Here is a 21208-nt window from a genome sequence, read left to right as displayed (position 1 = left end):
ATGAATTGGACGCTCGGTACCCTCGTGGGCACGCTGAGCTGGGTCGGAGCGCTGCTGCTGGTACCGTCGGTCGCGCAGGCGGAGACGCTGTCGTGCGCCGGCGCCTGCGACGGATCGGTCAGCAACGACACCGAGACCTGCTACTGCGACGAGCTGTGCACCGGCTACGGCGACTGCTGTACCGACTACCCCACGACCTGCGGGTCGTCATGCGACGGGCTGTGCGGACAGCAGGCCGGCACGTGCTACTGCGACGAGCTGTGCACCGGCTACGGCGACTGCTGCGAGGACTTCGAGCCGCTGTGCGCGGTGGGGCTGGACGACCCCTACGAGATCCAGGCCACGAGCCTCGGTGAGGCCGAGGAAATCGGCCTCGCCGTCACGCGCTACGGCACCCGCACGCTGTCGATCGATTCCGCGTCTCCCTCGTGGAGCGCCACCGATCTGCGGAATCACGAGGTGCAGGGCGGACGCACGGTGATCTACACGAGCGCGGTGCGGTGGCACCGGGACGCGACGCTGACCAACCTCCAGGAGCGCGCCGCCGAGGGCGAGGACGTCCAGGACCAGCTCGACCTGCTGAGCCCAAACTTCGAGTGGCTGCGGGTCACGGGGCCGCTCGGCGAGGAGCTCCACGTGTACTACGACGTGGCCGATACCCGCTGGAAACTGGGGCGCCACTTTGCGACGGCCAGCAGCGCGAACATGGACCCTCCCACGCAGGACGAGTGGCACACGCTCGCGCTGGCGCTGGACCTCACCCCGCAGGGCGCCTTCCGGCAGACCCTGTACATCGACGGCGAAGAAGTGCTGTCGAGCGCCCCGGGGATCCACTTCGAGGACATGGTGCTGCAGGAGCAGCTCTCGATCGGCCGCGACGCCAGCGGCTTGCGCTCGGCGCTGGAGACCGGGCCGCTCTACGTGGTGGAGACCGAGTCGTCGGGCGTGGAGCCGCTCGCGGCGCTGGCGCAGACGACGGCCCTGGTGCCCGAGCCGGGCCTGCTGGGCTCGTGGCCGCTGCTCGACTGCTTCTACGGCAACTTCGGCGAGGTGCCGGTGTCGACCAGCGTGGACACCACCGCGTTCACCAGCTGCTCGATCGAGGCCGGGATCGACGGCTGGTGCCCCAACGACGGCACGGACGTCCCGCTGGACGAGAACGGGTTCCCGCAAGAGTGCCTGCTGTGGTCGGGGGAGTGGCAGCGCAACGAGCGGGAGTTCGGACCGGGGATGGGACTCATGGCAATGGGCGACCACGGGCTCGAGCCGGAGGAGGCGATCACGTTCGGGGGACGGGTGCACCGCCAGTGGTCGACGCCGACCGACGGCCCGGAGTGGATCGTGGCCAACCGGAGCCTCGACGGCGGCTACGAGCTCTACCTGCACGAGACCTCGGCGACGGCCGTGGTCACGATCGCGGGGCACGGAGCGCTCACCGCCACCGCCGATCTGGCGGGAATCGGCGACCATCACTACGCCCGCACGCTGTCGGCCTCGTACGACGCCGAGTCGGGGCAGCTGCGCCTGATGGTGGACGGCAAGGTGCGCGCCCGCAGCCAGGGGCCGGCGGGCGGGCTGATGCAGGGCTCGAGCATGCCGATGGGGATCGGTCACAACCCTCAGCTCGCGGAAGCGGGCCATCTGCAGGCCACGCTGGCCGACGTGCGGATCTACGACCACGTGATCTCCACCCAGAGCCTGGCGCGGTGGAGCTACCGCTGGCACGGAGATCTCGAGTCCGGGCGCCGCACCTGGCCGCGGCACACCGAGGTCGACGAAGGGGCATGGATCGTCGACTACGACCCGGTCTCCGACGTGATGACCTGGACCGGGGCCGCGCTCAACCTCTACACCAACGACAACCACTGGAGGGTGCAGCGCGGGGTCAACATGCTGGCGCCCCCGCGCTTCGAGCTCGACCCCGCGTTCCCGTTCCCATCCCCGACCGAGATCTCGGTCGGTTTCAGGATGGGCTACGACGCGGGCATCGACGGCAGCTTGGGCCTCATCTACGGCTACCAGGACGATGACAACTACTACCGCCTGAGGTTCGGATCGCAGGGCGTCGACTTGACCGTGTTCACCGGCGGCGTCCCGTACAAGCTGATCGAGGAGCCGGACCTGTGGTGGCTGCACATGCCGCCGAACGCCCCCTGGGGGACGCTCGAGGTGAAGCACGTGGACGACGGAGGCATGCGGCGGCACACGATCTCGATCAACGGCTACGAGCTCGTTCACGACGAGCCGTGGCCGGAGCACGACGGCGGTCGGGTGGGGCTGTTCGCGGAGGCGCTCGAGACGGTGCACTTCCGCAACCTGTCGGTCACCGGAGGCGCGGCGCCGCTGCCCTACGACGGGCTCACCGCCTACGCCCGGGCCGGCGAGCCGTGGCCGGACGCCGAGGATCCCGCGTGGCCGGCGTGGAGCAAGCTGACGACGCCCACGCCCACGCCCACGGGGACGTTCCTCGACAACGAGGATCCGCCGTACCTGCTGATGGACGCGGTCTGCAAGAGCGATCCGAAGAACGCAATCGCATGCATGGGCGGCGGGCTCTTCGGGCTCGTCCCCAAGCTGGGGGGCGACGCAGTGATGGCGTTCTACGTGGTCGCGGCGATCATCCCGTGGTCGCTCTACAACCCGCCCGCGGCAGGAGACGCGTACTTCTACTACTACGACGGGACGCGCGCTGGACACCCGGTGTGGTGCGCCGAGTGGGCGATCAACAGCAACGTTCAGATCCACACCTGGTGCTGGGAGGACAAGGAGGCGTGGTGGCTCGACGGCGGGCCGGCCTGGGAGCCCTACGGCGGGATCTAGATCTGGATCGGACGGCGTCGGGACGTCGCCGACGTCAGCCGCCCGAGACCGGCGCCGCCGACTCGGGCGGCTGGCCATCGAAGCGCCAGCGCCCCTGCCGAGTGGGCCGCTCGATCCCCTCGTCGAGCGTGGCCAGGAATTCCTCGAGCGGGATGTCACGCGCCCCGAAGCGCTCGAGGTGCTCGGTCTGCATCTGGCAATCGACCAGCGAGAACCCCCACGCGCTCAGCTGCTCCACCAGCGCCGCAAACGCGAGCTTGGACGCGTCGGGACGGCGGGCGAACATGCTCTCGCCGAAGAACACCGAGCCCAGGGCCACCCCGTAGAGCCCTCCGACCAGGGTCGAGCCCTCCCACGCCTCGGCCGAGTGCGCCAGCCCCAGCGCGTGCAGCCGGGTGTAGGCGGCCTGCATGTCGGTGTCGATCCACGTGCCGCGCTGGCCGGGCCGCGGCTGGTTGGCACACTCGCGGATCACCTGCGGGAACGCCTCGTCGAGGCTCAGCCGATAGGGCGCGCGCCGCTGCTGCTTGCGCAGGCTTCGGGACAGGTGCAGCTCGTCGGGGAGCAGCACGAACCGGGGGGACGGACACCACCAGAGGATCGGACCGGGGCCGCAGGTCCAGGGGAAGATCCCGCTGGCATAGGCCAGGACCAGCCGCTCGGGCGAAAGGTCACCTCCCACCGCGAGCAGGCCGTCGTCCCGGGCGAGCTCGGGAGGGGGGAAGCTGATCTCGTCCGTCAGGGCGTAGACGGGCACGGCGCGGCCAGAGCATAGCAGCCACTCCGGCTGCGCCCGAGCCTGCACACCCCTCGGATCGCGCCCCCCTCGGACCTCGTGCAGCGCGCCGGTCCGGTGGTGTATGGTCGGCGACCAACGCTGGGGGTGGCGTCCGGGCTCTTCCGGGCGCCTGAGAGAGTCCCCTCGAACCTGATCCGGGTCATTCCGGCGGAGGAAAGCGTCATGACTGAGAATCCGAGCGAGCGCCCCGGCGCGCGACTGCAGGTCGCGAGCCCCGAGACCCAACCCATTGCCACCCTTCCCCCGCTGCACGAGCACTTCCCCAGCTCGCGGCGGGTCTACGAAGGAGAGCTCGGCGTGCCGTTCCGCGAGATCGCGCTCGGCGGCGGCGAGCCGTCGCTGCGGGTCTACGACACCACCGGCCCCGAGAACCCCGATCCGCGTCGCGGCCTGCCCAAGCTGCGGCAGCCGTGGATCGATGCGCGTGCCGCCACCAACGCCAAGGTGGGCGACGGCAACCACAGCCAGATGCACTACGCCCGCCAGGGCATCATCACCGAGGAGATGCGCTTTTGCGCCCTGCGCGAGCAGGTGACGCCGCAGTTCGTGTGCGACGAGGTCGCCCGGGGCCGCGCCATCATCCCCGCCAACGTGCGCCACCCCGAGAGCGAGCCGATGATCATCGGCCGCAACTTCCTGGTGAAGATCAACGCCAACATCGGCAACTCGGCCGTGTCGTCCTCGATCGAGGAAGAGGTCGAGAAGCTACAGTGGGCGATCCGCTGGGGTGCCGACACGGTCATGGACCTGTCGACCGGCAAGAACATCCACGAGACCCGCGAGTGGATCATCCGCAACTCGCCGGTGCCGATCGGGACCGTGCCCATCTACCAAGCGCTCGAGAAGGTCAAGGGCCGCCCCGAGAAGCTCGACATCGACGTGTTCATGGAGACGCTGATCGAGCAGGCCGAGCAGGGGGTGGACTACTTCACGATCCACGCCGGAGTCCGCCTGCCGTTCATCCCGCTCACCAAGGACCGCGTCACCGGCATCGTGTCGCGCGGCGGCTCGATCATGGCCAAGTGGTGCCTGCACCACCACCGCGAGAGCTTCCTCTACACCGAGTTCGAGCGCATCTGCGAGGTGATGAAGAAGTACGACGTGTCGTTCTCGCTGGGCGATGGCCTGCGGCCGGGCTGCCTTCGCGATGCCAACGACGCGGCCCAGTTCGCCGAGCTGCGCACGCTGGGCGAGCTGACCACGATCGCGTGGAAGCACGACGTCCAGGTGATGATCGAGGGCCCCGGCCACGTGGCCATGGACAAGATCAAGGAGAACATGGACCTCCAGCTCGAGCACTGCCACGAGGCGCCGTTCTACACGCTGGGTCCGCTGACCACCGACATCGCGCCGGGCTACGACCACATCACCTCGGCGATCGGGGCCGCCATGATCGGCTGGTACGGCTGCGCCATGCTCTGCTACGTCACGCCCAAGGAGCACCTGGGGCTGCCCGACAAGCAGGACGTCAAGGACGGCGTCATCACCTACAAGATCGCCGCGCACGCGGCCGACGTGGCCAAGGGTCACCCCGGCGCCCAGGCCCGCGACGACGCCCTCTCCAAGGCCCGCTTCGAGTTCCGCTGGGTCGACCAGTTCAACCTGAGCCTCGACCCCGTCACCGCGCGGGCCTTCCACGACCAGACGCTGCCGGCCGAGGGAGCCAAGACCGCCCACTTCTGCTCGATGTGCGGGCCCCACTTCTGCTCGATGAAGCTGACCCAGGACGTCCGCGACCTCGACACCACCATCGAGGAGGGCATGCGCGCGAAGGCCGAGGAATTCCAGGCGACCGGGGGCGAGATCTACGTCAAGGATCCCGGGCGCACCGACGCGGCGGAGTAGCAAGCCCGGGCCGTCGCCGTGGGGTCGCCCCGCGACCCTCGTCGATCCCGGGTGACGCACCCACGGGTACGGCGTTCTCGTGAACCTCGCCGGGCCCCTTGACCCGTGCGGGCTCCATGGCATAACTTACTTGTCGTCAACAAGTATCTTCGAGACTCGACCATGCCCGCGCGTGAGCCCCACCTCTCCCGATCCGCGCCCCGCCCGACTCGCCGCGTCACCCCGATCGCGGCGCGTGCACTGGGCCCCGCGCTCGCGCTGCCCCTGCTCGGCTGCGCGGACCCGGGCTCGGTGCTCGGCTCCGGCGGCGGGGAGACCTCCGCCACGGGTTCGACGACCACCCCGGGATCGAGCAGTACGCTCGAGGCCGACTCCACGGCAGCGAGCATCGAGTGCTCCGACGGTCAGACCGAGGTCGTCCAGAGCTTCCTGCCGACCCCTGGCCAGACCGGGCTCGTCCAGCTCGCCCCCTGCGAGCGCTGGCATCGCTGGTACTTCGCAGCGCCGGCGGGCTCGACGGTCGAGCTGGCGCTGACGGGTCACGACGACATCGCCGTCGAGGCCCTCGTGGGCTATCCCGACGTGCCGCAGCTCGCAGCCGTGATCGACGGCGACACCCTGCAGGGGCCGCTTGAAAGCGGCGCAAGAGCGACCGAGACGCTGCTGTTCCAGGCCCCGCGCTCGGGCGAGTTCGCCGTCCAGATCGCCGCCTCCGAGGAGCTCGCGGACGCGCAGTACGAGCTCGAGATCACCTGCGAGAGCGGATGCGAGCTCGAGACCACGCGCTTCCCCATGGTCCTCGTGCACGGCTGGACCGGCTTCGCGAACATCGGCCCCGTCGACTACTTCTTCGAGGTCCCGGGCCACCTCACCGAGCGCGGCTACCCCGTGTCGGTGACCGAGACCGACAAGTACAACACCAGCCTCGTGCGCGCCGAGCAGCTGGCCGAGCAGGTCGACGTGCTGCTGTCCTCGTGGCGCGCACGCAAGGTCGACCTCATCGGCCACAGCCAGGGCGGGATCGACGCGCGCGCGCTGATCAGCACGCTGGGCCATGGTGATCGCGTCGCGGCGCTCGTCACCATCGGCTCGCCGCACCAGGGCAGCTATGCCGTCGACGTGGCGCTCGGCCTCGCACCGGGGCCATCGCAGGAGGTGTTGTTCCTCCTGTTCGACTTCCTCGGAGCCGTCACCGACGACGAGAAGGCCGACGTCGAGGCGTCGCTGCACAGCCTGTCCGAGGCCCACATGCAGAGCGAGTTCAACCCGAACAACCCCGACGACCCGCGCGTCGAGTACATCTCGTACACCGGAATCAGCTGCGCCCCCGCCGAATTCCTCGACCCCCAAAACGACTGCCAGGACGTGGTCGACCCGATCTGGACGCTGACCTACGGGATCCTCAAGGCCGCCCGGGGGGCCAACGACGGCCTGGTCACGGTACAGAGCGCGCAGTGGGGCGACTTCCGCGGCCTGATGAGCGCCGACCACCTCGACGAGGTCGGCCAGTTCCTCGGCGTCACCGACCCCGCCTTCGATCACCTGCAGTTCTTCCTCGACCGTGCTCGCGAGCTGGCCGAATCGAACCACTAGCCAGGCAGCAAGAGGTACCCACATGAAGACCATTCTGATCTCCGGCGCCGCCGCCGGTATTGGCCGAGCCACGGCCGAGCTGTTCCACCGCAACGGATGGCAGGTCGGGTTGACCGACATCGACCAGGCCGCGCTCACCGCCACCGCCAACGCCATGGGACCGCAGGGAACCTGGTCGCGGGTGCTCGACGTGACCGATGCCCAGGCCGCGGTGGAGGTGGTCGACGCCTTTGCCGAGGACCACCAGGGGCGGATCGACGTGCTGTTCAACAACGCCGGGTTGCTCAAGACGGGGCGGTTCGAGGAGATCCCGACCAAGGCACACGCGCAGCTGGTGAACGTGAACATCACCGGAGTGATCAACCTCAGCCACGCCGCCCATCGCCACCTTCGCGACACACCGGGCGCGATGGTCGTGAACATGAGTTCCGCGTCGGCGCTGCACGGCACCCCGGACCTCGCCACCTACTCGGCCACCAAGGCCGCGATCAGGGCGCTCACCGAGGCGCTGGAGATCGAGTGGCGCCACGACGACATCACGGTGCGGGACATCATGCCGCCATTCGTCGACACTGGGATGGTCAGGAGCAATGCATCGGTGCTGATCGACCGGTTCGGGGTCGGACTCAGCGCCCATCACGTGGCAAAGACGGTCTGGGAGGTCGTCACCGGCGGCACCCGGCTGATGCACAATCCGGTGGGCTGGCAATTCCGCCTGGCCACCCTGGCCAACGACGTGATGCCGTCGCGCCTGATGCACGAGGGCCTGCGGCTGATGAGCCGCCGCAAGCACCGCCAGTCGTGACCCATGGGGCTCGACTGGCGTGGTGCGGCGCCACGCCGGCGCCAACGACTCCGCCCCTGACTCCGGGCGTCCGGGCGACTTGCTCGGCCTGCCCAGGCCGAGCAGCGGTCACGCCCGATCGGGCGTGGCCGGACGCAGGAGCTCGGTGAGCTCCGCCAGCGCGTCTCCGGTATACACCGCCAGGCGCTGCATGTGCGGCAGACTGTCGCGACAGCCGGTGAACCCGAAATTCAGCGTGCTCGCATAGGACAGACACGTGATGTTGAGCGCCCCTCCATGGGCGAGAAGAGACACCGGATAGAGCGCCTCGAGCTTGGCGCCGTTGAAGTAGAGCGTCTCCCTGGGCCCCGGAACATTGGAGATGATGATGTTGAACACCGGCCGAGTCCTCGCCCCGATCCCGGTCATCATCTGCAGCATGTACGGCGCCATGATCATCATCATGTACTGGGTCAGCGCCGTTCTCGGCATCGCCTGCAGGTGCTCCTTTGCCTCCTTCGTGGACGCCTTGATCGCCGCGAGGCGCTCCAGCGGATCGGCCACGTCGGTGCCCAGGCTGGCGATCATGAGGCTGAGCGCGTTGCCCATGTTCTGATCGCCGTCGGCCGGCCGCACGTCGACGGGGATCCCCGCGGTCAGCGGCGCATTCGCCGAGAGGTAGGATTCCCCGAGGAAGCGACGGATCGCGGTCCCGCACAGGTACAGCACGATGTCGTTGAGCGTGCAGTCCGCGGCCTTGGCCAGCGACTTGATGTGGGCGAGCTCGTACTGCTGGGTGGCGAAGCGCCGCGCGCCGCCCTTGATGCGGGTGTTGAGCGCCGAGCTCGGGGCCGAGAACGGCACCTTGAGGCTCGACTCCTGGCTGCGCGAGCCCTCGATCATGCGGCCCAGCGCCTTGATCAGCGCCGCGCTGGTCCTCCCGCCGGAGCGCACCTGCGACAGCAACGCGCGCAGCGGCGCCATCTCGCTCACCTCCGCGCGATCCTTGCTCGCCGGCGGCGGCACCGACCACGGCGGCAGCATGCTGCGTGCACTGGGGTCGCTGGAATAGATGCGACACAGCAACCGCACCCCGCTGCCCCCGTCGATCATCGAGTGATGCATCTTGGTGTAGAGCGCCATCCGGTTGCCCTCCAGGCCCTCGATCAAGTGCACCTCCCACAGCGGTCGGTTGAGATCGAGCTGATGGCTGTGCAAGCGCGAGATCAGCACCCCGAGCTCGCGCTCGCCCCCCGGCTTGGGCAGCGCCGAGTGGCGGAAGTGATAGTCCATGTCGATGTGCGGATCCTCGACCCAATTGGGAATCGCCTTGTCGATCGCGCCGCTGGCCAGCTTCAGGCTCCAAGGCGGCGCGAACGTCCGCGTGTCGCGCAAGTGGGCCACCGTGTTCTGCACGAATTCGTCCGGTGCGTCCTTGGGCAACGAGAAGATCGAGAGGGTGCCGATGTGCATCGGCGTCTCACGCGACTCCACGAGCAACCATGATGTATCGGTCAAATTGAGCTTCTGCATGTGCCTTTGCCACCTCTCGATGGTCTCGTGATGATGCCCTCTGCGACCCTCTACGAATTCAGGTCACTTGGCGCTCATGAGCCCGTGCGACCGGGCCATGAGCACGATATCCTTCGGCCATGCCACTGCGCCTCTATCGCCGCGCCGTGATCGAAGCGACTCGCCTCAGGAGACTTCAGCGCGGACCTCTTCGTGAGGGCTGGTCCGTCGAAGTGGAGGCGCTGACGCGAGTGCTGCACCACTACGCACGGCGCATGAGCTGGGTGCCGCTGCCGGTCCAGCGTAGGCTCATCAATGCCGCCGTCCCCAAGCGCCGCCCGTGGAACGTGCGGCTGCTGCCCGTGAACATGGACGGCATCCCCGGAGAGTGGCTCATTCCCGACGGAGCCGATCCCGAGCGCGTGCTCCTCTACTTCCACGGCGGCGGCTATGCATACGGCTCCATCGCCTCTCACCGACACTACGTGTCCCGCATCGCCCGTGCCGCCCGGATGCGGGCGCTCCTGGTCGACTATCGGCTGGCCCCCGAGCACCCGTTCCCGGCCGCGGTGGAGGACGCTCGCGTCGCCTGGCGCTGGCTCCTCGCGCAGGGCGTCGACCCGTCGCGCGTCGCAATCGCCGGGGAATCGGCCGGCGGGGGGCTGGCGATGGCGACGCTCCTCGAGACCAGGGACTCCGGCGAGCCGCTGCCGGCCGCCGCCGTCGCGCTCTCTCCCTGGGTCGACCTCACCCTGAGCGGGCGGAGCATCGAGACCAACGATCGCTACGACTTCATCCCCCGGCACATCCTCTCGCTCTACGCGGCGCGCTACGCCGGTGACACCACCCGCACCCATCCCCTGCTCTCCCCCGCCCACGGGCGGCTCCACGATCTGCCCCCGCTGCTGATCGTGGCGGGCGAGGTGGAGACCCTCGTCGATGATGCGCGGCTGCTGTACCGCCGGGCGATCGAAGCGGGCGTCGACGCAACGCTCTCCATCTACCCGGACATGGTCCACGCCTTCGTGATCATGCGGATCCCACAGGCCCGCGAAGCCATCGCCGAGATCGCGACGCACGTCCGAACCCACACCGGGGGGGCCCGACCCTAGGCCCTTCATGACCAGCTGCGACCCCAGTACAGGTACGAGCCGGGCAGCCCCATGCGCCGCGAGGCCAGCACGGGCGGGCTGCCGGGCAGGGGCACGCGCTCGAGCAGGTGCCCGGTGGCCCAGAGCACTCGGCGCTCCCACCCGCGCAGGGCGTAGCGCCGCAGCTCGAGACGCTCGATGGCCCAGTCGGGGAGCAGATCGACCCCGGCGCGGACCATCATGCCCTGCAAGCCCTCGAGCGGTCGCGGAACCGCGGGCGTCCGCGTCATGATGTCGAGGAACTCCAGCACGATGGGATGGGGCTCGAGCCTGGGCCGCATGGCCTCGAACTGCTCGCGTTGCTCGGCCAGGGATCGGGGCGCACCGGTGGCTCCGAACAGCTCGGCCGTGGGCACGGACTCGCGATAGAAGCGATCGCGATCGTGGTCGGTGAGGGCGCGGCAGTGGGCCGCGTAGGCCTCGAGGAAGCCGTAGTCGACCGTGGCCTGCACCCAGTCGAGCAGCTCCGGATCGTTGGCGTGGTAGGGCGTGCCCTCGGGGGTGTGCCCTCGCACGCGCTCGTGCATGCGGACCACCCCGGCGATGACCCGCTGCGCGACCTCCCGCGGCGCGTAGGCACAAACGTGGGTCACGTGCCCCGTTCGCCGCAGCCGCGTGATCGGGTCGTAGGGGAACATCGAGTGCCCCCACACGCCCGATCGCACCCGCGGCTCTCCGAGCTCGAGGAGCACCGCCGCGATGCCACCCACGAACAACGACACCGGGTTCTTGAACACGTGCCAGGCGATCGAGTCCGGTGCGTAGAGGGCGGGAGCTCCCTCCGGACGCAGGTAGTCGACTCGAGGCCGAGACCGGGGCCGGGGAGCACGGTCGCGGTGCTCCCCGGTCGATGGCTTGCGGGTGGTGGTGGGCTCGGGCTCGGGCTCGGGCTCGTTCATGCGCGGATCCTCCGACCACCCTACTACGGCTATAGCGTCTTGAGGTACTCGATGAGGGCCGCGCGCTCCCAATCGGTCAGCACCGCAGTGAACTCGTGGCCCTCGTTGCCCTGTCCGTACATATGGGTATTGAAGACCTTGCGCTCCTCCATCTGGTTCTTGGTCAGCGGAGGCAGGTACAGGATGTTCCACGCGAGGACGATGTTGTCGAACAGCTCCGCGAGCAGGATCTGCAGCAGCGGATCCCCGTTGCCGGATGGATCGCACTCGAGGTACGGGCTCGGGTTGGGCTCCCACGGGGGCGAGACCTCGCACGCGATCTCGTCGTAGATCCAGCCGATGTGCTCCTTGTCGAAGGCACGCTCGAGGTCGATGTCGAAGCCCATCACCATGTTCTCCTGACCGGCCGGCGATGGGGTCGAGCGGCGCTCCCAGATGCGCTTGCGATCGTCGGGCTTTAGCACCTCCCAGAGGTTGGGCACCGACCCGTTGTGGAAGTACGGCGCGGTCGCCCAGACCCCGAACAGCGGAGGCGCGAGGTAGCCGGGCTCGCGGTCGCCCGCCAGATCCTCGCGGTTCTGCGGCCCGCAGTCCTGATCGGTCCCGTAGGTCTGGGGGTAGCCGAAGAAGCTCGAGGAGCCGGCCTGCTGCACGGCCTCGTTGTTGGTCTCGAGCCGCACCGGATCGGTCCCGATCACATCGATCGGCGTGATGTAGCTGGCCACGCCCTCCATCCGTGGCGAGGCCACGAACGACGGGTCGTTGAAGTAGAGGGGTGAGTAGGCCCCGTGGCACGACGCGCAGGATCCATTGCCCGCCTCGGGATCGCGCACCGGGTTGTCGCGCTCGGGCGCCCACAGATCCAGGGTGTGGAACATCTGCGCCCCCTGCATGGCGAGCTCCTCGTCGATCTCGTAGGGGTACTCGGGAGACTTGAGGATCGAGACCCAGTCGTTGGCCGGTGGACCGTGCTCGCGCATCCAGTCCTGACCCTCCTCGCTGATCGGACCCAGGAGGCCACCGAACAGGCCGAAGAAGGGCGTGAAGAACACCATGTCGATGCGCGGCGAGTCCATGGGGAACACGCCATCGACGAACTTGAGCGCGCGGTGCCCCATGTTCCACCACGCCGGCGTGTTCATGCCGGCGGTCGATCCCGAGTTGAGCAGCCCCAGGAACGTCTCGATGTCGTAGCCATAGCCCGCCTCGGGGAAGAAGAACGCGAGGTTGATGTCGCTGGCGTTGTTCGCTCCGCGAATGCGGTTGAGGTTGGCGATGACCGCCACGGATGCGAGATAGCCCAGCGGCAGCATGTCGCGCAGGAACAGGTTGTGGTCGGCGAGCGGGCTGCCGCTCCCCAGCATGAACCCGGGGGCGTCGACACCGGTGATCGCACCGCTGTGGCAGCCGTGGCAGCTCATGCCGATGGTGCCCGTCCAGGCTCCGTCGGGCTCGCGCATCTGGGTGAAGAAGTAGGGAAGCTGGCCCGAGCCGCCGTTGGTCAGGTTCGGATCCTCGCCCGGAAGCGGATACGGGTTGTGGGTGGGACCGAACGGCGCCCCGTAGCGCTCGGACACCAGCTCGTCGAAGTTGGCCGGTCGGAACGGGAGCCCCCAGCTCAGCCACATGCTGTTGTAGGCGCTCGCCGGGAACGTGGCGATGCCGAACCCGGCCGAGATGCTGACGGGCTCCGTGCCCGAGAACATGGCGCCCGCGCCCACCTCACCGGGGGTCATCAGCTTTGCGCCCGCCTCGATCCGCTCGCGCAGCTCGCCGCAGGTCGTCGGCGGTCCCGCCTCACCGACCGCTTCGGGGTCGACGTGGCAGTCCTTCCAGAACGTGTTGTACGCCACCGCTCGGCCATCGGAGACCCCGGGCTGCACCATCGAGCGCGGGTCCTGAGGCAGCACCGTGTCATCCGGTCGGCACAGGCAGTAGTCCCACAGCGCCCAGCCGCCGCGGCTGCTCCACAGCACCTGGCTGGGCTCGGGATCGGAGACCGAGTCGTAGCCCTCGACGTCGCCGCAGTAGAAGGGCTCCTCCTCCTCGCCCCCGGTCCCGGTCTCGTCGGCGGCCTCGGTGTCGGCCTCGGTGTCGGAGCCGGACCCGGTGCTGTCGGCGGGGCCGAAGGTGATCGAGCCCGTATCGGACGCATCCGTGTCGGTGGCCGTATCGGAGGTCACCTCGGATGGCCCCGGACTGCATGCCACCGGCATCAGCAACAACAGCGAAGCAAAGGACGACGATCGTTGAACCTGCACCATGTGAGCTCGCTCCCCCCGGGGCTCTCCCGGATGCCAGAAACTTGCTGGCAACAAGCAAGTTATGTGAATCATTCACCGGGTGGCAAGCCAAAAATCACGCGGTTTAAAGAACGTTGTTAACGAGTCAATATCGGGGCTTGAACGGCGTTCATAGTCGGACCTCGAGACGAGCGCCGCGACCCGAGAGGGCACGGCGGTCCGATGCCGACGCGGAATCTCGGCTCGTTCAGGCCCGCTTGCCGGGACCGCCAGCGGCCGTGATCGGTGACGCGACCGCGTTCACGTCGCGACCGTGTTCAGGGCCGCGACCGCGCAGCCGCGTTCAGGGCTCGAGGAAGGAGTCGAGGAGCAGCTCCTGCGAGGGATCGACCGCGTAGCCCGCCAGGTCGGTCACGCCCTCCTCGCGCAGCACGTCCTCGTCGACGAAGAAGTTGCCCGTGCACTCGGCGTGTGGCCGCACCAGGATCGCGTGGGCGGCATCGGCCATGATCTCCACCGTTCGCGATCGCCTCGTCATGGGATCGCCGCCGAGCATGGAGATCGCCGCGGTCGCGATCATGGTGCGGGGCCACAGCGCATTGAAGGCCACCTTGCCGCGAAACTCCTCGGCCATGCCCAGCACGCACATGCTCATGCCGTACTTGGCCATGGTGTAGGCGACGTGGTCGCGAAACCACTTCGCGTCCATGGAGAGCGGCGGTGCCAGGTTGAGCACGTGCGGGTTCTCGGCCCGCAGCAGGTGCGGCAGGCAGGCCTGCGAGCACAGGTACGTCCCGCGCGCGTTGATCTGGTGCATCAGGTCGTAGCGCTTCATGGACGTGGCCAGCGTGCCGCCCAGACTGATCGCCGATGCATTGTTGATCAGGACGTCGATGCCACCGAAGTGCTCGACGGCCTTGGCCACCGCTCCCTGGACCTCGTCCTCGTGGCGCACGTCGACCACGAGGGGGAGCGCCCTGCCGCCGGCCGCCTCGATCTCCTCGGCCGCGGTGAAGATGGTGCCGGGGAGCTTGGGGTGCGGCTCGGCGGTCTTGGCCGCCACGACGACGCTCGCGCCGTCGCGCGCGGCCCGTAGCGCGATGGCCTTGCCGATGCCCCGGCTGGCGCCGGTGATGAACAGGGTCTTGTTCGCGAGCTGGGTGCCAGCCATGGATCACCACCAATTGGGGCCGGGGTCAGCAGTAGGTCTCGCCGGCCTCGGCCTTGGCCACGAGCGACGGCGGGGGCGTGAAGTGGGGACCGTAGGCCGCGGCCAGCTCGCGGGCGCGGGCCACGAAGCCACGCAGACCCCCCTCGTACTGGTCGATGTAGCGCAGCACGCCTCCCGTCCAGGCCGGGAAGCCAATGCCGATGATCGAGCCGACGTTGGCGTCGGCGGTCGAGGTCAGGACGCCGTCGTCGAGGCAGCGCACCGTGTCGATCGCCTCGGCGAACAGCATGCGCTCCTGCATGTCGACGAGCGGGATCCGGCGCGAGCCCGAGCCGAACGCCTCGCGCAGGCCCGGCCACAGCCCCGTGCGCCGCCCCGACTCGTCGTAGTCGTAGAAGCCCCCGCCGGTCGAGCGGCCCTTGCGACCGAGCGCGTCGATCAGACGATCGAACACCGCCTCGCAGGGGTGGGCCTCCCATGTCCTGCCCTCGAGCTCGACCGCGCGCTTGTTCTCGCGCTGGATCTTCTGGGTCAGGGTGAGGGTCAGCTCGTCGAGCAGCTGCAGCGCCCCGGTCGGATACCCGGCCTGGAGCGCCGCCTGCTCGATGGTGGACGGCTCGATGCCCTCCCCCACCGCGGCCACCGCCTCGGCCGTGAAGCACCCGATCACCCGCGACGTGAAGAAGCCGCGCGCGTCGTTGACCACGATCGGCGTCTTGCGGATCTGCAGCACGAAGTCGAAGACCTTGGCGAGCACCTCGTCGGAGGTGTTGGTGCCGCGCACGATCTCGACCAGGCGCATCTTGTCGACGGGCGAGAAGAAGTGGATGCCGATGAAGTCACCCGGCCGCTCGACCCCTTCCGACAGCACGCGGATCGGCAGGGTCGAGGTGTTCGATCCGAGCACCGCCGTGGGGCTCACGATGTGCTGGATCTGCTGGAACACCTGCTGCTTGAGCTCGACGTTCTCGAACACGGCCTCCACCACGAAGTCGACCCCCTCGAAGTCGGCCGGGTCGGCGGTGGGGTGGATGCGGGCCAGGAGCGCCTCGGAGGCCTCCTTGGTGGTCTTGCCGCGCTCGAGCGCCTTGCGCTCGATCTTCTCGGAGTAGGCCTTGCCGCGGCGCGCCGCCTCGATCGACACGTCCTCGAGCACGACCTCGATCCCGGCCTTGGCGGCGACGTAGGCGATGCCGGCCCCCATCATGCCCGCCCCGATGACCCCCAGCTTGCGCGCCTGGTAGCGATCGAAGCCGGCCGGGCGGCTCTTGCCCGAGCGGATGTCCTGCATGTCGAAGAACATCGCGCTGATCATGTTCTTGGCCACCTTGCCGGTGGTCAGGCTCACCAGGTAGCGCGTCTCCACCACCGAGGCGGTGTCGAAGTCGAGGCTCGAGCCCTCCACCGCGGCCGCGAGCGCGGCCCTGGGCGCGGGCATCGGTGCCCCCCGGACCTGCTTGCGGACGTTGGCGACCATCGCCGGCAGCACGGTGGCCACGCCCGGGCTCGCAGCGGAGCCCCCGGGAATGCGAGAGCCCTTCACGTCCCACGGCTGCACGGACTCGGGGTGCGCCGCGATCCAGGCCTTGGCCCGCGGCAGCAGCTCGTCCACCGAGTCCACCACCTCGTCTACCAGGCCCACCGCGAGCGCATCGGCGGGCTTGTACTTCGTGCCCGTCAGGATCACCTGGGTGAGCGCCTTTTGCAGCCCCAGCATCCGCACCGTGCGGGTGATGCCGCCGCCGCCGGGCAACAGCCCCAGCGTCACCTCGGGCAGCCCCAGCTCGGTCCCCTCGACGTTGGCCACGATGCGGTGGTGGGCCGCCAGCGCGACCTCGAGGCCGCCGCCCAGTGCCGTACCGTTGATCGCGGCCACCACCGGCAGGCCGAGCGTCTCGAGCCGCCGCAGGTCGCTCTTGACCCGCTCGATGTGGGCCTGGTGCTCGGCCACGTTGTCGGGCGTCACCCGGCGCAGCAGCTCGAGGTCACCGCCGGCAAAGAAGCTCTTCTTGGCGCTGGCGAGCACGACCCCCTTGACGGTGTCGCGCTCGGCCACCAGCCGATCGACGGCGGCGCCCATCGCCTCGGTGTAGGCCAGGTTCATGGTGTTGACGCTCGCGCTCGGGTCGTCGATCGTCAGGATCACGACGCCGTCTTGATCGCGTTGCCAGTGGATCGCAGAGGCCTTGGTGGTCATCGTCGCTCCTCGTCTCTTCGTAGGTCGTTGGGTGTTTCGAGCGGCTCACACGCGCTCGATGATGGTGGCAATGCCCATGCCGGCTCCCACGCACAGCGTGGCCAGCCCATAGCGGAGCTCGCGGCGCTCGAGCTCGTCGAGCAGCGTGCCCAGGATCATGGCTCCGGTGGCCCCGAGCGGGTGCCCCATGGCGATGGCGCCTCCGTTGACGTTGACCTTGTCGTGCGGAACGTCGAGGTCGCGCATCCACTTCATCACCACCGAGGCAAACGCCTCGTTGAGCTCGAACAGATCGATGTCGTCGATCGTGAGGCCCGCGCGGTCCAGCGCCTTGCGGGTCGCGGGCGTCGGGCCGGTGAGCATGATGGTGGGCTCGCTGCCCGTCACCGCCATCGACACGATGCGCGCCCGCGGCCGCAGCCCCGCCGCCTTGCCGGCGGCCTCGCTCCCCACGAGCACCAGCGCCGCGCCGTCCACGATGCCCGAGGAGTTGGCCGCCGTGTGCACGTGCTCGATGCGCTCGACCCCGTGGTACTTCTGCAGCGCGACCGCATCGAAGCCCCCCAGCTCGCCCATCTTGACGAACGAGGCCGACAGGCGCCCGAGCGACTCCACCGTGGAGTCCGGCCGTCGGTGCTCGTCGTCCGCGAGCACCACCAGGCCGTTCATGTCCTCCACCGGCACGATCGAGCGCGCGAAGAGGCCGCCCTTCCACGCCTGCTCGGCCCGCTGCTGCGACGCGACCGCGAACGCGTCCACGTCGGTGCGGGAGAAGCCCTCCATGGTCGCGATGAGATCGGCCCCGATGCCCTGAGGCACGAAGTAGGTGTCGTAGGCGGTCATCGGGTCCTGGGCGTAGGCCCCGCCGTCGGAGCCGATCGGCACCCGCGACATCGACTCCACGCCGCCCGCGACCACCCAGTCGTCCGAGCCGCATGCGACCTTGGCCGCCGCCATGTTGACCGCCTCGAGCCCCGAGGCACAAAAGCGGTTGATCTGCACCCCGGCGACGGTCTCGGGCAGCCCGGCCACCAGCGCGGCGATCCGGGCGATGTCACCGCCTTGCTCCCCGACCGGCGACACGACCCCGAGCACGATGTCGTCGATGCGACCGAGCTCGAGCCCCGGGTTGCGTGGTTCGAGCTGGTGCAGCAAGCCGACCACCAGATCGATCGGCTTGATGCCGTGCAGCGCACCGCCCTTGTTCTTGCCCCGAGGGGTCCGCATTGCGTCGTAGATGAAGGCACTCGTTGACATCGTCGTTGGTGTCCTGCCTGGGTCGAGGGCCGTCCCGCTCGTGCGCGAGCCGAGCCCTCGAGCGTGTTCATGGAGGTGTCAGTTCGTGGAGCTCGAGCGTGGATGATGAAGGCGCCCGGGTCATGCAGGTGAGGACGAGCGAGACACGAGCCGCTGCAGGTAGAAGAACAACGGCCGCTCCTGGCCCTTGCGCTCCATCACACCCAGGACCAGATCGTCGTGAACCCGGCGAAAGTGATCGAAGATGGGGTGCTTGTCGTAGACCATGGTCGCGGTGGAGGTGCCGCGGTAGAGCACCACCCGCAGCGAGGCCTTGCCCATCACCGGATCGGCGCGTCGCTCTCCCTCGCGGCTGCGCGTCACGATGGGATCGACGTCGTCCTCGTGGTGGAACGACTTGCCGACCCAGCCCAGCGCCCCGAGCTGGGCCTCGCCGGGGTGCCCGGTGCGGAGCACGTCACCGGTCCACTCGCCGAGCATGAAGGCGGTGTCGACGGGCGCGAGCTGATCGTAGAACGCGAACAGCTCGTCGACCGCGATCGGATCGGCGCGATCGGCCAGCGCCTGGAATCGGGCCACTGGGTCCCCGGGTGGGTCCCCGGGTGAGTCCCCGGGCGGGGCCACGAGTGAGGGCTCGGGGTGGGTCATGGTGATGGCATCATCAGCACGGGCTTGACGGTGGTGCCCGTACGCATGTCTTCGACGGCCTCGTTGATCCGCTCGAAGGGATAAGGGGTCACGATGGCCTCGAGCGGGAGCTGCCCCCGCCGGTGCCACTGCAGCAGCCGCGGGATCGCGACCTTCGGGTCGGCATCGCCCTCCACCGTGCCCCGCACCGTGCGACCGCTGGCCATCAGCCGGTTGGGATCGAGGGAGAGTCGGGCCCCGCGCGGGCTGAGGCCGGCCAGCACCAGCGTGCCACGAGGGCGCAGCGCGGCGAGGGTCGCCTCGATCACCTCGGGCTGGCCGGTCACGTCGAGCGCGAGGCCGAGTGACAGCTCGCGCAGCGCGGTCGACAGCTCCTGCCGACCGTTGTCGATCGCGTGCGTGGCCCCCAGCGCCAGCGCTCGCTCGAGCCGCTCGGGTCGCAGGTCCACCGCCACGATGCGCGCGCACCCGGCCCGCTTGGCCGCCATCACGGCCGACAGCCCCACCGTGCCGCAGCCGAGCACGCAAAGGCCATGCTCGGGTCCCGCCGCCAGCACGTCGGCCACCGCCCCCACCCCCGTCTGGACCCCGCAGCCAAGCGGCGCCAGCAGCCGGGCCGGCAGGTCGTCGGGCACCCGCACCACGCTGGTGGCGCGAGCGACCGTGTGGGTGGCGAACGACGACTGCCCGAAGAAGTGCCCGGTGATCGGCTCGCCTCGCAGCGTCAGCGGCGAGCTTCCATCCTCGCGGCGCCCGAGCACGTTGTAGCCCACCGCATGCCGACAGTAGGCCGGATGGTGGTCGCGGCAGCTGCCGCAGCGCCCGCACGCACCAAAGCTCATGACCACGCGATCGCCCTTGGCGAGGCCAAGGACCCCGTCGCCCAGCGCCTCGACCCGACCCACGCCCTCGTGACCGAGCACCGCCGGCAGCGGCGTGCCGTAGCCGTGATCCTTGGCGGAGAGATCGGTCTGACAGATCCCGCACGCCTCGACCGCGATCTGGATCTCGCCGGGTCCGGGCGGGCCGAGCTCGCACTCCTCGAGCGAGAACGGCTGGCCCGCGCGCGCGACGGCGGCCACGATCTTCATGCCTCACCCTCGCGAATGGGCCCGATGAGCACGTCCGCGAGCTTGGCTCGCTGGTGAGAGCCATCGCCCAGCAGCACCTCGTTGTGCTTCTGCCGCTTGAAGTAGAGCTGCACGAAGCACTCCCAGGTGAACCCGATGCCCCCGTGGAGCTGCACCGAGCGGCTCGAGCAGTACGACGCCGCATCGCTGGCGGCGGCCTTGGCCATGCGCGCCGGGACCTCCGCTGCCTCTGGATCCTGGTCGAACGTGCACGCCGCGTCGTAGAGCAGCGAGCGCGCCTCGTCGATCATCACCATCATGTCGACCAGCGGGTGCTTGACCGCCTGGAAGAACCCGATGGGGCGATCGAATTGGACCCGCTCGCGGGCGTAGGCGGCCGTGGTCTGGAGCTGCCACTCGGCCGCGCCGACCATGTCGGCGGCCACCAGCACCAGCATCGCGGCCTCGGCCCGTCCCAGCACCCGCGCCACTTGCTCGGGCGTGGTCATGAGCCCCACGACGCGGTCGGCCGAGACCTCCACGTCGCGCAGCTCCACGTGGGCCTGATCGCGGGTCAGATCCACGATCGCATCGGGCACCACCGTCACCCCCGGCGCATCGGCATCCACGACGTAGAGGCCCACCCCACCACCCGGAACGCGCGCCTTGACCACGAACGCATCGACCTTGCGAGCGTCCTGCACGAACCACGCGGTGCCCCGCAGCAGCACCGGCCCCGAGCCCACCGCCTCGACCTCGGTCTGCATGAAGTCCCACGAGCCGAAGCGATCGGTGAGGGCCACGCTCAGCGCCGCCCCCTCGGCGATGCGCCGCATCTGCAGGCGCGCGGCCTCGGTCTGGCACGCCGCCAGCACATGGGTGGCGCACAGGGTACCGATGAGCGGCGACGGGACGGCCGCCCGCCCCAGCTCCTCGCAGAGCCCCGCGATCGCGGCCAGCGACATGCCGAAGCCTCCCGCCTCCTCGGGTACCGCCACCGCGGTCCAGCCGAGCTCCACCATCTGGCTCCACAGCTCGGGATCCCACACGCACTCCGTGGCGCGTGCCGGGCTCTCGTCGGCCGCCACCAGCCGGTGGAGCCGCTCGGGGGGGCAGCGCTCGAGCAGCAGACGTCGCGCCGCATCGCGCAGCAGCTGCGCCTCCTCGCCAAAGCCGAAGTCTCGGGGCTGGGTCGTGGGCTGGGTCGTGGTCATCGCTG

General features: G+C 69.3%; 15 protein-coding genes and 1 riboswitch. Of the genes, 5 read left to right on the top strand and 10 right to left on the bottom strand.

Annotated features, from left to right (window positions below; all coding sequences use genetic code 11):
- Entirely contained in the window at nt 1–2820 is a 2820-nt protein-coding gene (locus OEB96_RS31480; RefSeq protein WP_266220514.1) for a LamG-like jellyroll fold domain-containing protein, read from the top strand.
- 34 nt (nt 2821–2854) lie between these two features.
- Here OEB96_RS31480 and aat read toward each other — a convergent pair whose 3' ends face one another.
- A complete protein-coding gene (gene aat, locus OEB96_RS31475) occupies nt 2855–3577 on the bottom strand; it encodes a leucyl/phenylalanyl-tRNA--protein transferase (RefSeq protein ID WP_266220513.1) in 723 nt (240 codons plus the stop codon).
- A 112-nt stretch (nt 3578–3689) separates the two neighbouring features.
- A riboswitch (TPP riboswitch) is annotated at nt 3690–3792 on the top strand.
- Here aat and thiC point away from each other — a divergent pair.
- From thiC to OEB96_RS31460, 3 genes are all read left to right on the top strand, one after another.
- A complete protein-coding gene (thiC, locus tag OEB96_RS31470) occupies nt 3782–5464 on the top strand; it encodes a phosphomethylpyrimidine synthase ThiC (RefSeq protein ID WP_266220512.1) in 1683 nt (560 codons plus the stop codon). Its footprint overlaps the riboswitch before it by 11 nt.
- Before the next feature lie 162 nt (nt 5465–5626).
- Nucleotides 5627–7057, top strand: coding sequence for an esterase/lipase family protein (locus tag OEB96_RS31465; RefSeq protein WP_266220511.1), 1431 nt, complete (start codon nt 5627–5629; stop codon nt 7055–7057).
- Nucleotides 7058–7079: 22 nt separating this feature from the next.
- The gene (locus OEB96_RS31460; protein WP_266220510.1) at nt 7080–7862 is read left to right on the top strand and encodes an SDR family oxidoreductase; all 783 of its coding nucleotides are present in this window, start codon (nt 7080–7082) and stop codon (nt 7860–7862) included.
- Nucleotides 7863–7970: 108 nt separating this feature from the next.
- Here OEB96_RS31460 and OEB96_RS31455 read toward each other — a convergent pair whose 3' ends face one another.
- Complete coding sequence (locus tag OEB96_RS31455) at nt 7971–9374, bottom strand: WS/DGAT/MGAT family O-acyltransferase (RefSeq protein ID WP_266220509.1); 1404 nt, start codon at nt 9372–9374, stop codon at nt 7971–7973.
- 119 nt (nt 9375–9493) lie between these two features.
- Here OEB96_RS31455 and OEB96_RS31450 point away from each other — a divergent pair, with 119 nt between their 5' ends.
- A complete protein-coding gene (locus OEB96_RS31450) occupies nt 9494–10465 on the top strand; it encodes an alpha/beta hydrolase (RefSeq protein ID WP_266220508.1) in 972 nt (323 codons plus the stop codon).
- A 5-nt stretch (nt 10466–10470) separates the two neighbouring features.
- On the opposite strand, the gene OEB96_RS31445 is transcribed toward OEB96_RS31450, so the two are convergent.
- The 8 genes from OEB96_RS31445 to OEB96_RS31410 form a co-directional block, all read right to left on the bottom strand.
- On the bottom strand, nt 10471–11403 hold the full coding sequence (locus tag OEB96_RS31445; protein WP_266220507.1) for an oxygenase MpaB family protein: 933 nt from the start codon (nt 11401–11403) through the stop codon (nt 10471–10473).
- 29 nt (nt 11404–11432) lie between these two features.
- Nucleotides 11433–13667 carry a rubber dioxygenase RoxB gene (gene roxB, locus OEB96_RS31440; protein ID WP_266220506.1) on the bottom strand — a complete coding sequence of 745 codons (2235 nt, stop codon included), beginning with the start codon at nt 13665–13667 and terminating at the stop codon, nt 11433–11435.
- 322 nt (nt 13668–13989) lie between these two features.
- Nucleotides 13990–14817, bottom strand: a complete 828-nt coding sequence (locus tag OEB96_RS31435) for an SDR family oxidoreductase (protein WP_266220505.1) — start codon at nt 14815–14817, stop codon at nt 13990–13992.
- Between the two features lie 25 nt (nt 14818–14842).
- Nucleotides 14843–17014, bottom strand: a complete 2172-nt coding sequence (locus OEB96_RS31430; RefSeq protein ID WP_266220504.1) for a 3-hydroxyacyl-CoA dehydrogenase NAD-binding domain-containing protein — start codon at nt 17012–17014, stop codon at nt 14843–14845.
- 45 nt (nt 17015–17059) lie between these two features.
- Entirely contained in the window at nt 17060–18271 is a 1212-nt protein-coding gene (locus OEB96_RS31425) for an acetyl-CoA C-acetyltransferase (RefSeq protein ID WP_266220503.1), read from the bottom strand.
- 120 nt (nt 18272–18391) lie between these two features.
- Nucleotides 18392–18919 carry a DUF4334 domain-containing protein gene (locus OEB96_RS31420; protein ID WP_266220502.1) on the bottom strand — a complete coding sequence of 176 codons (528 nt, stop codon included), beginning with the start codon at nt 18917–18919 and terminating at the stop codon, nt 18392–18394.
- Entirely contained in the window at nt 18916–20010 is a 1095-nt protein-coding gene (locus OEB96_RS31415; RefSeq protein ID WP_266220501.1) for an NAD(P)-dependent alcohol dehydrogenase, read from the bottom strand. Before OEB96_RS31415 ends, OEB96_RS31420 begins: the two co-directional genes overlap by 4 nt.
- Nucleotides 20007–21203 carry an acyl-CoA dehydrogenase family protein gene (locus OEB96_RS31410; protein WP_266220500.1) on the bottom strand — a complete coding sequence of 399 codons (1197 nt, stop codon included), beginning with the start codon at nt 21201–21203 and terminating at the stop codon, nt 20007–20009. Before OEB96_RS31410 ends, OEB96_RS31415 begins: the two co-directional genes overlap by 4 nt.
- Nucleotides 21204–21208 lie beyond the last annotated feature (5 nt).

The sequence above is a fragment of the Paraliomyxa miuraensis genome (assembly GCF_026337845.1).
Classification (GTDB): Bacteria; Myxococcota_A; Polyangia; order Nannocystales; family Nannocystaceae; genus Paraliomyxa; species Paraliomyxa miuraensis.
This window is presented reverse-complemented; position numbering and strand designations above follow the sequence as displayed.

Bases quoted from the DNA above. Each gene is read 5' to 3' on its own strand.
- OEB96_RS31480 (WP_266220514.1), top strand. From the start codon at position 1: ATGAATTGGACGCTCGGTACCCTCGTGGGCACGCTGAGCTGGGTCGGA.
- thiC (WP_266220512.1), top strand. From the start codon at position 3,782: ATGACTGAGAATCCGAGCGAGCGCCCCGGCGCGCGACTGCAGGTCGCG.
- OEB96_RS31465 (WP_266220511.1), top strand. From the start codon at position 5,627: ATGCCCGCGCGTGAGCCCCACCTCTCCCGATCCGCGCCCCGCCCGACT.
- OEB96_RS31460 (WP_266220510.1), top strand. From the start codon at position 7,080: ATGAAGACCATTCTGATCTCCGGCGCCGCCGCCGGTATTGGCCGAGCC.
- OEB96_RS31455 (WP_266220509.1), bottom strand. From the start codon at position 9,374: ATGCAGAAGCTCAATTTGACCGATACATCATGGTTGCTCGTGGAGTCG.
- OEB96_RS31450 (WP_266220508.1), top strand. From the start codon at position 9,494: ATGCCACTGCGCCTCTATCGCCGCGCCGTGATCGAAGCGACTCGCCTC.
- OEB96_RS31445 (WP_266220507.1), bottom strand. From the start codon at position 11,403: ATGAACGAGCCCGAGCCCGAGCCCGAGCCCACCACCACCCGCAAGCCA.
- roxB (WP_266220506.1), bottom strand. From the start codon at position 13,667: ATGGTGCAGGTTCAACGATCGTCGTCCTTTGCTTCGCTGTTGTTGCTG.
- OEB96_RS31435 (WP_266220505.1), bottom strand. From the start codon at position 14,817: ATGGCTGGCACCCAGCTCGCGAACAAGACCCTGTTCATCACCGGCGCC.
- OEB96_RS31430 (WP_266220504.1), bottom strand. From the start codon at position 17,014: ATGACCACCAAGGCCTCTGCGATCCACTGGCAACGCGATCAAGACGGC.
- OEB96_RS31425 (WP_266220503.1), bottom strand. From the start codon at position 18,271: ATGTCAACGAGTGCCTTCATCTACGACGCAATGCGGACCCCTCGGGGC.
- OEB96_RS31420 (WP_266220502.1), bottom strand. From the start codon at position 18,919: ATGACCCACCCCGAGCCCTCACTCGTGGCCCCGCCCGGGGACTCACCC.
- OEB96_RS31415 (WP_266220501.1), bottom strand. From the start codon at position 20,010: ATGAAGATCGTGGCCGCCGTCGCGCGCGCGGGCCAGCCGTTCTCGCTC.
- OEB96_RS31410 (WP_266220500.1), bottom strand. From the start codon at position 21,203: ATGACCACGACCCAGCCCACGACCCAGCCCCGAGACTTCGGCTTTGGC.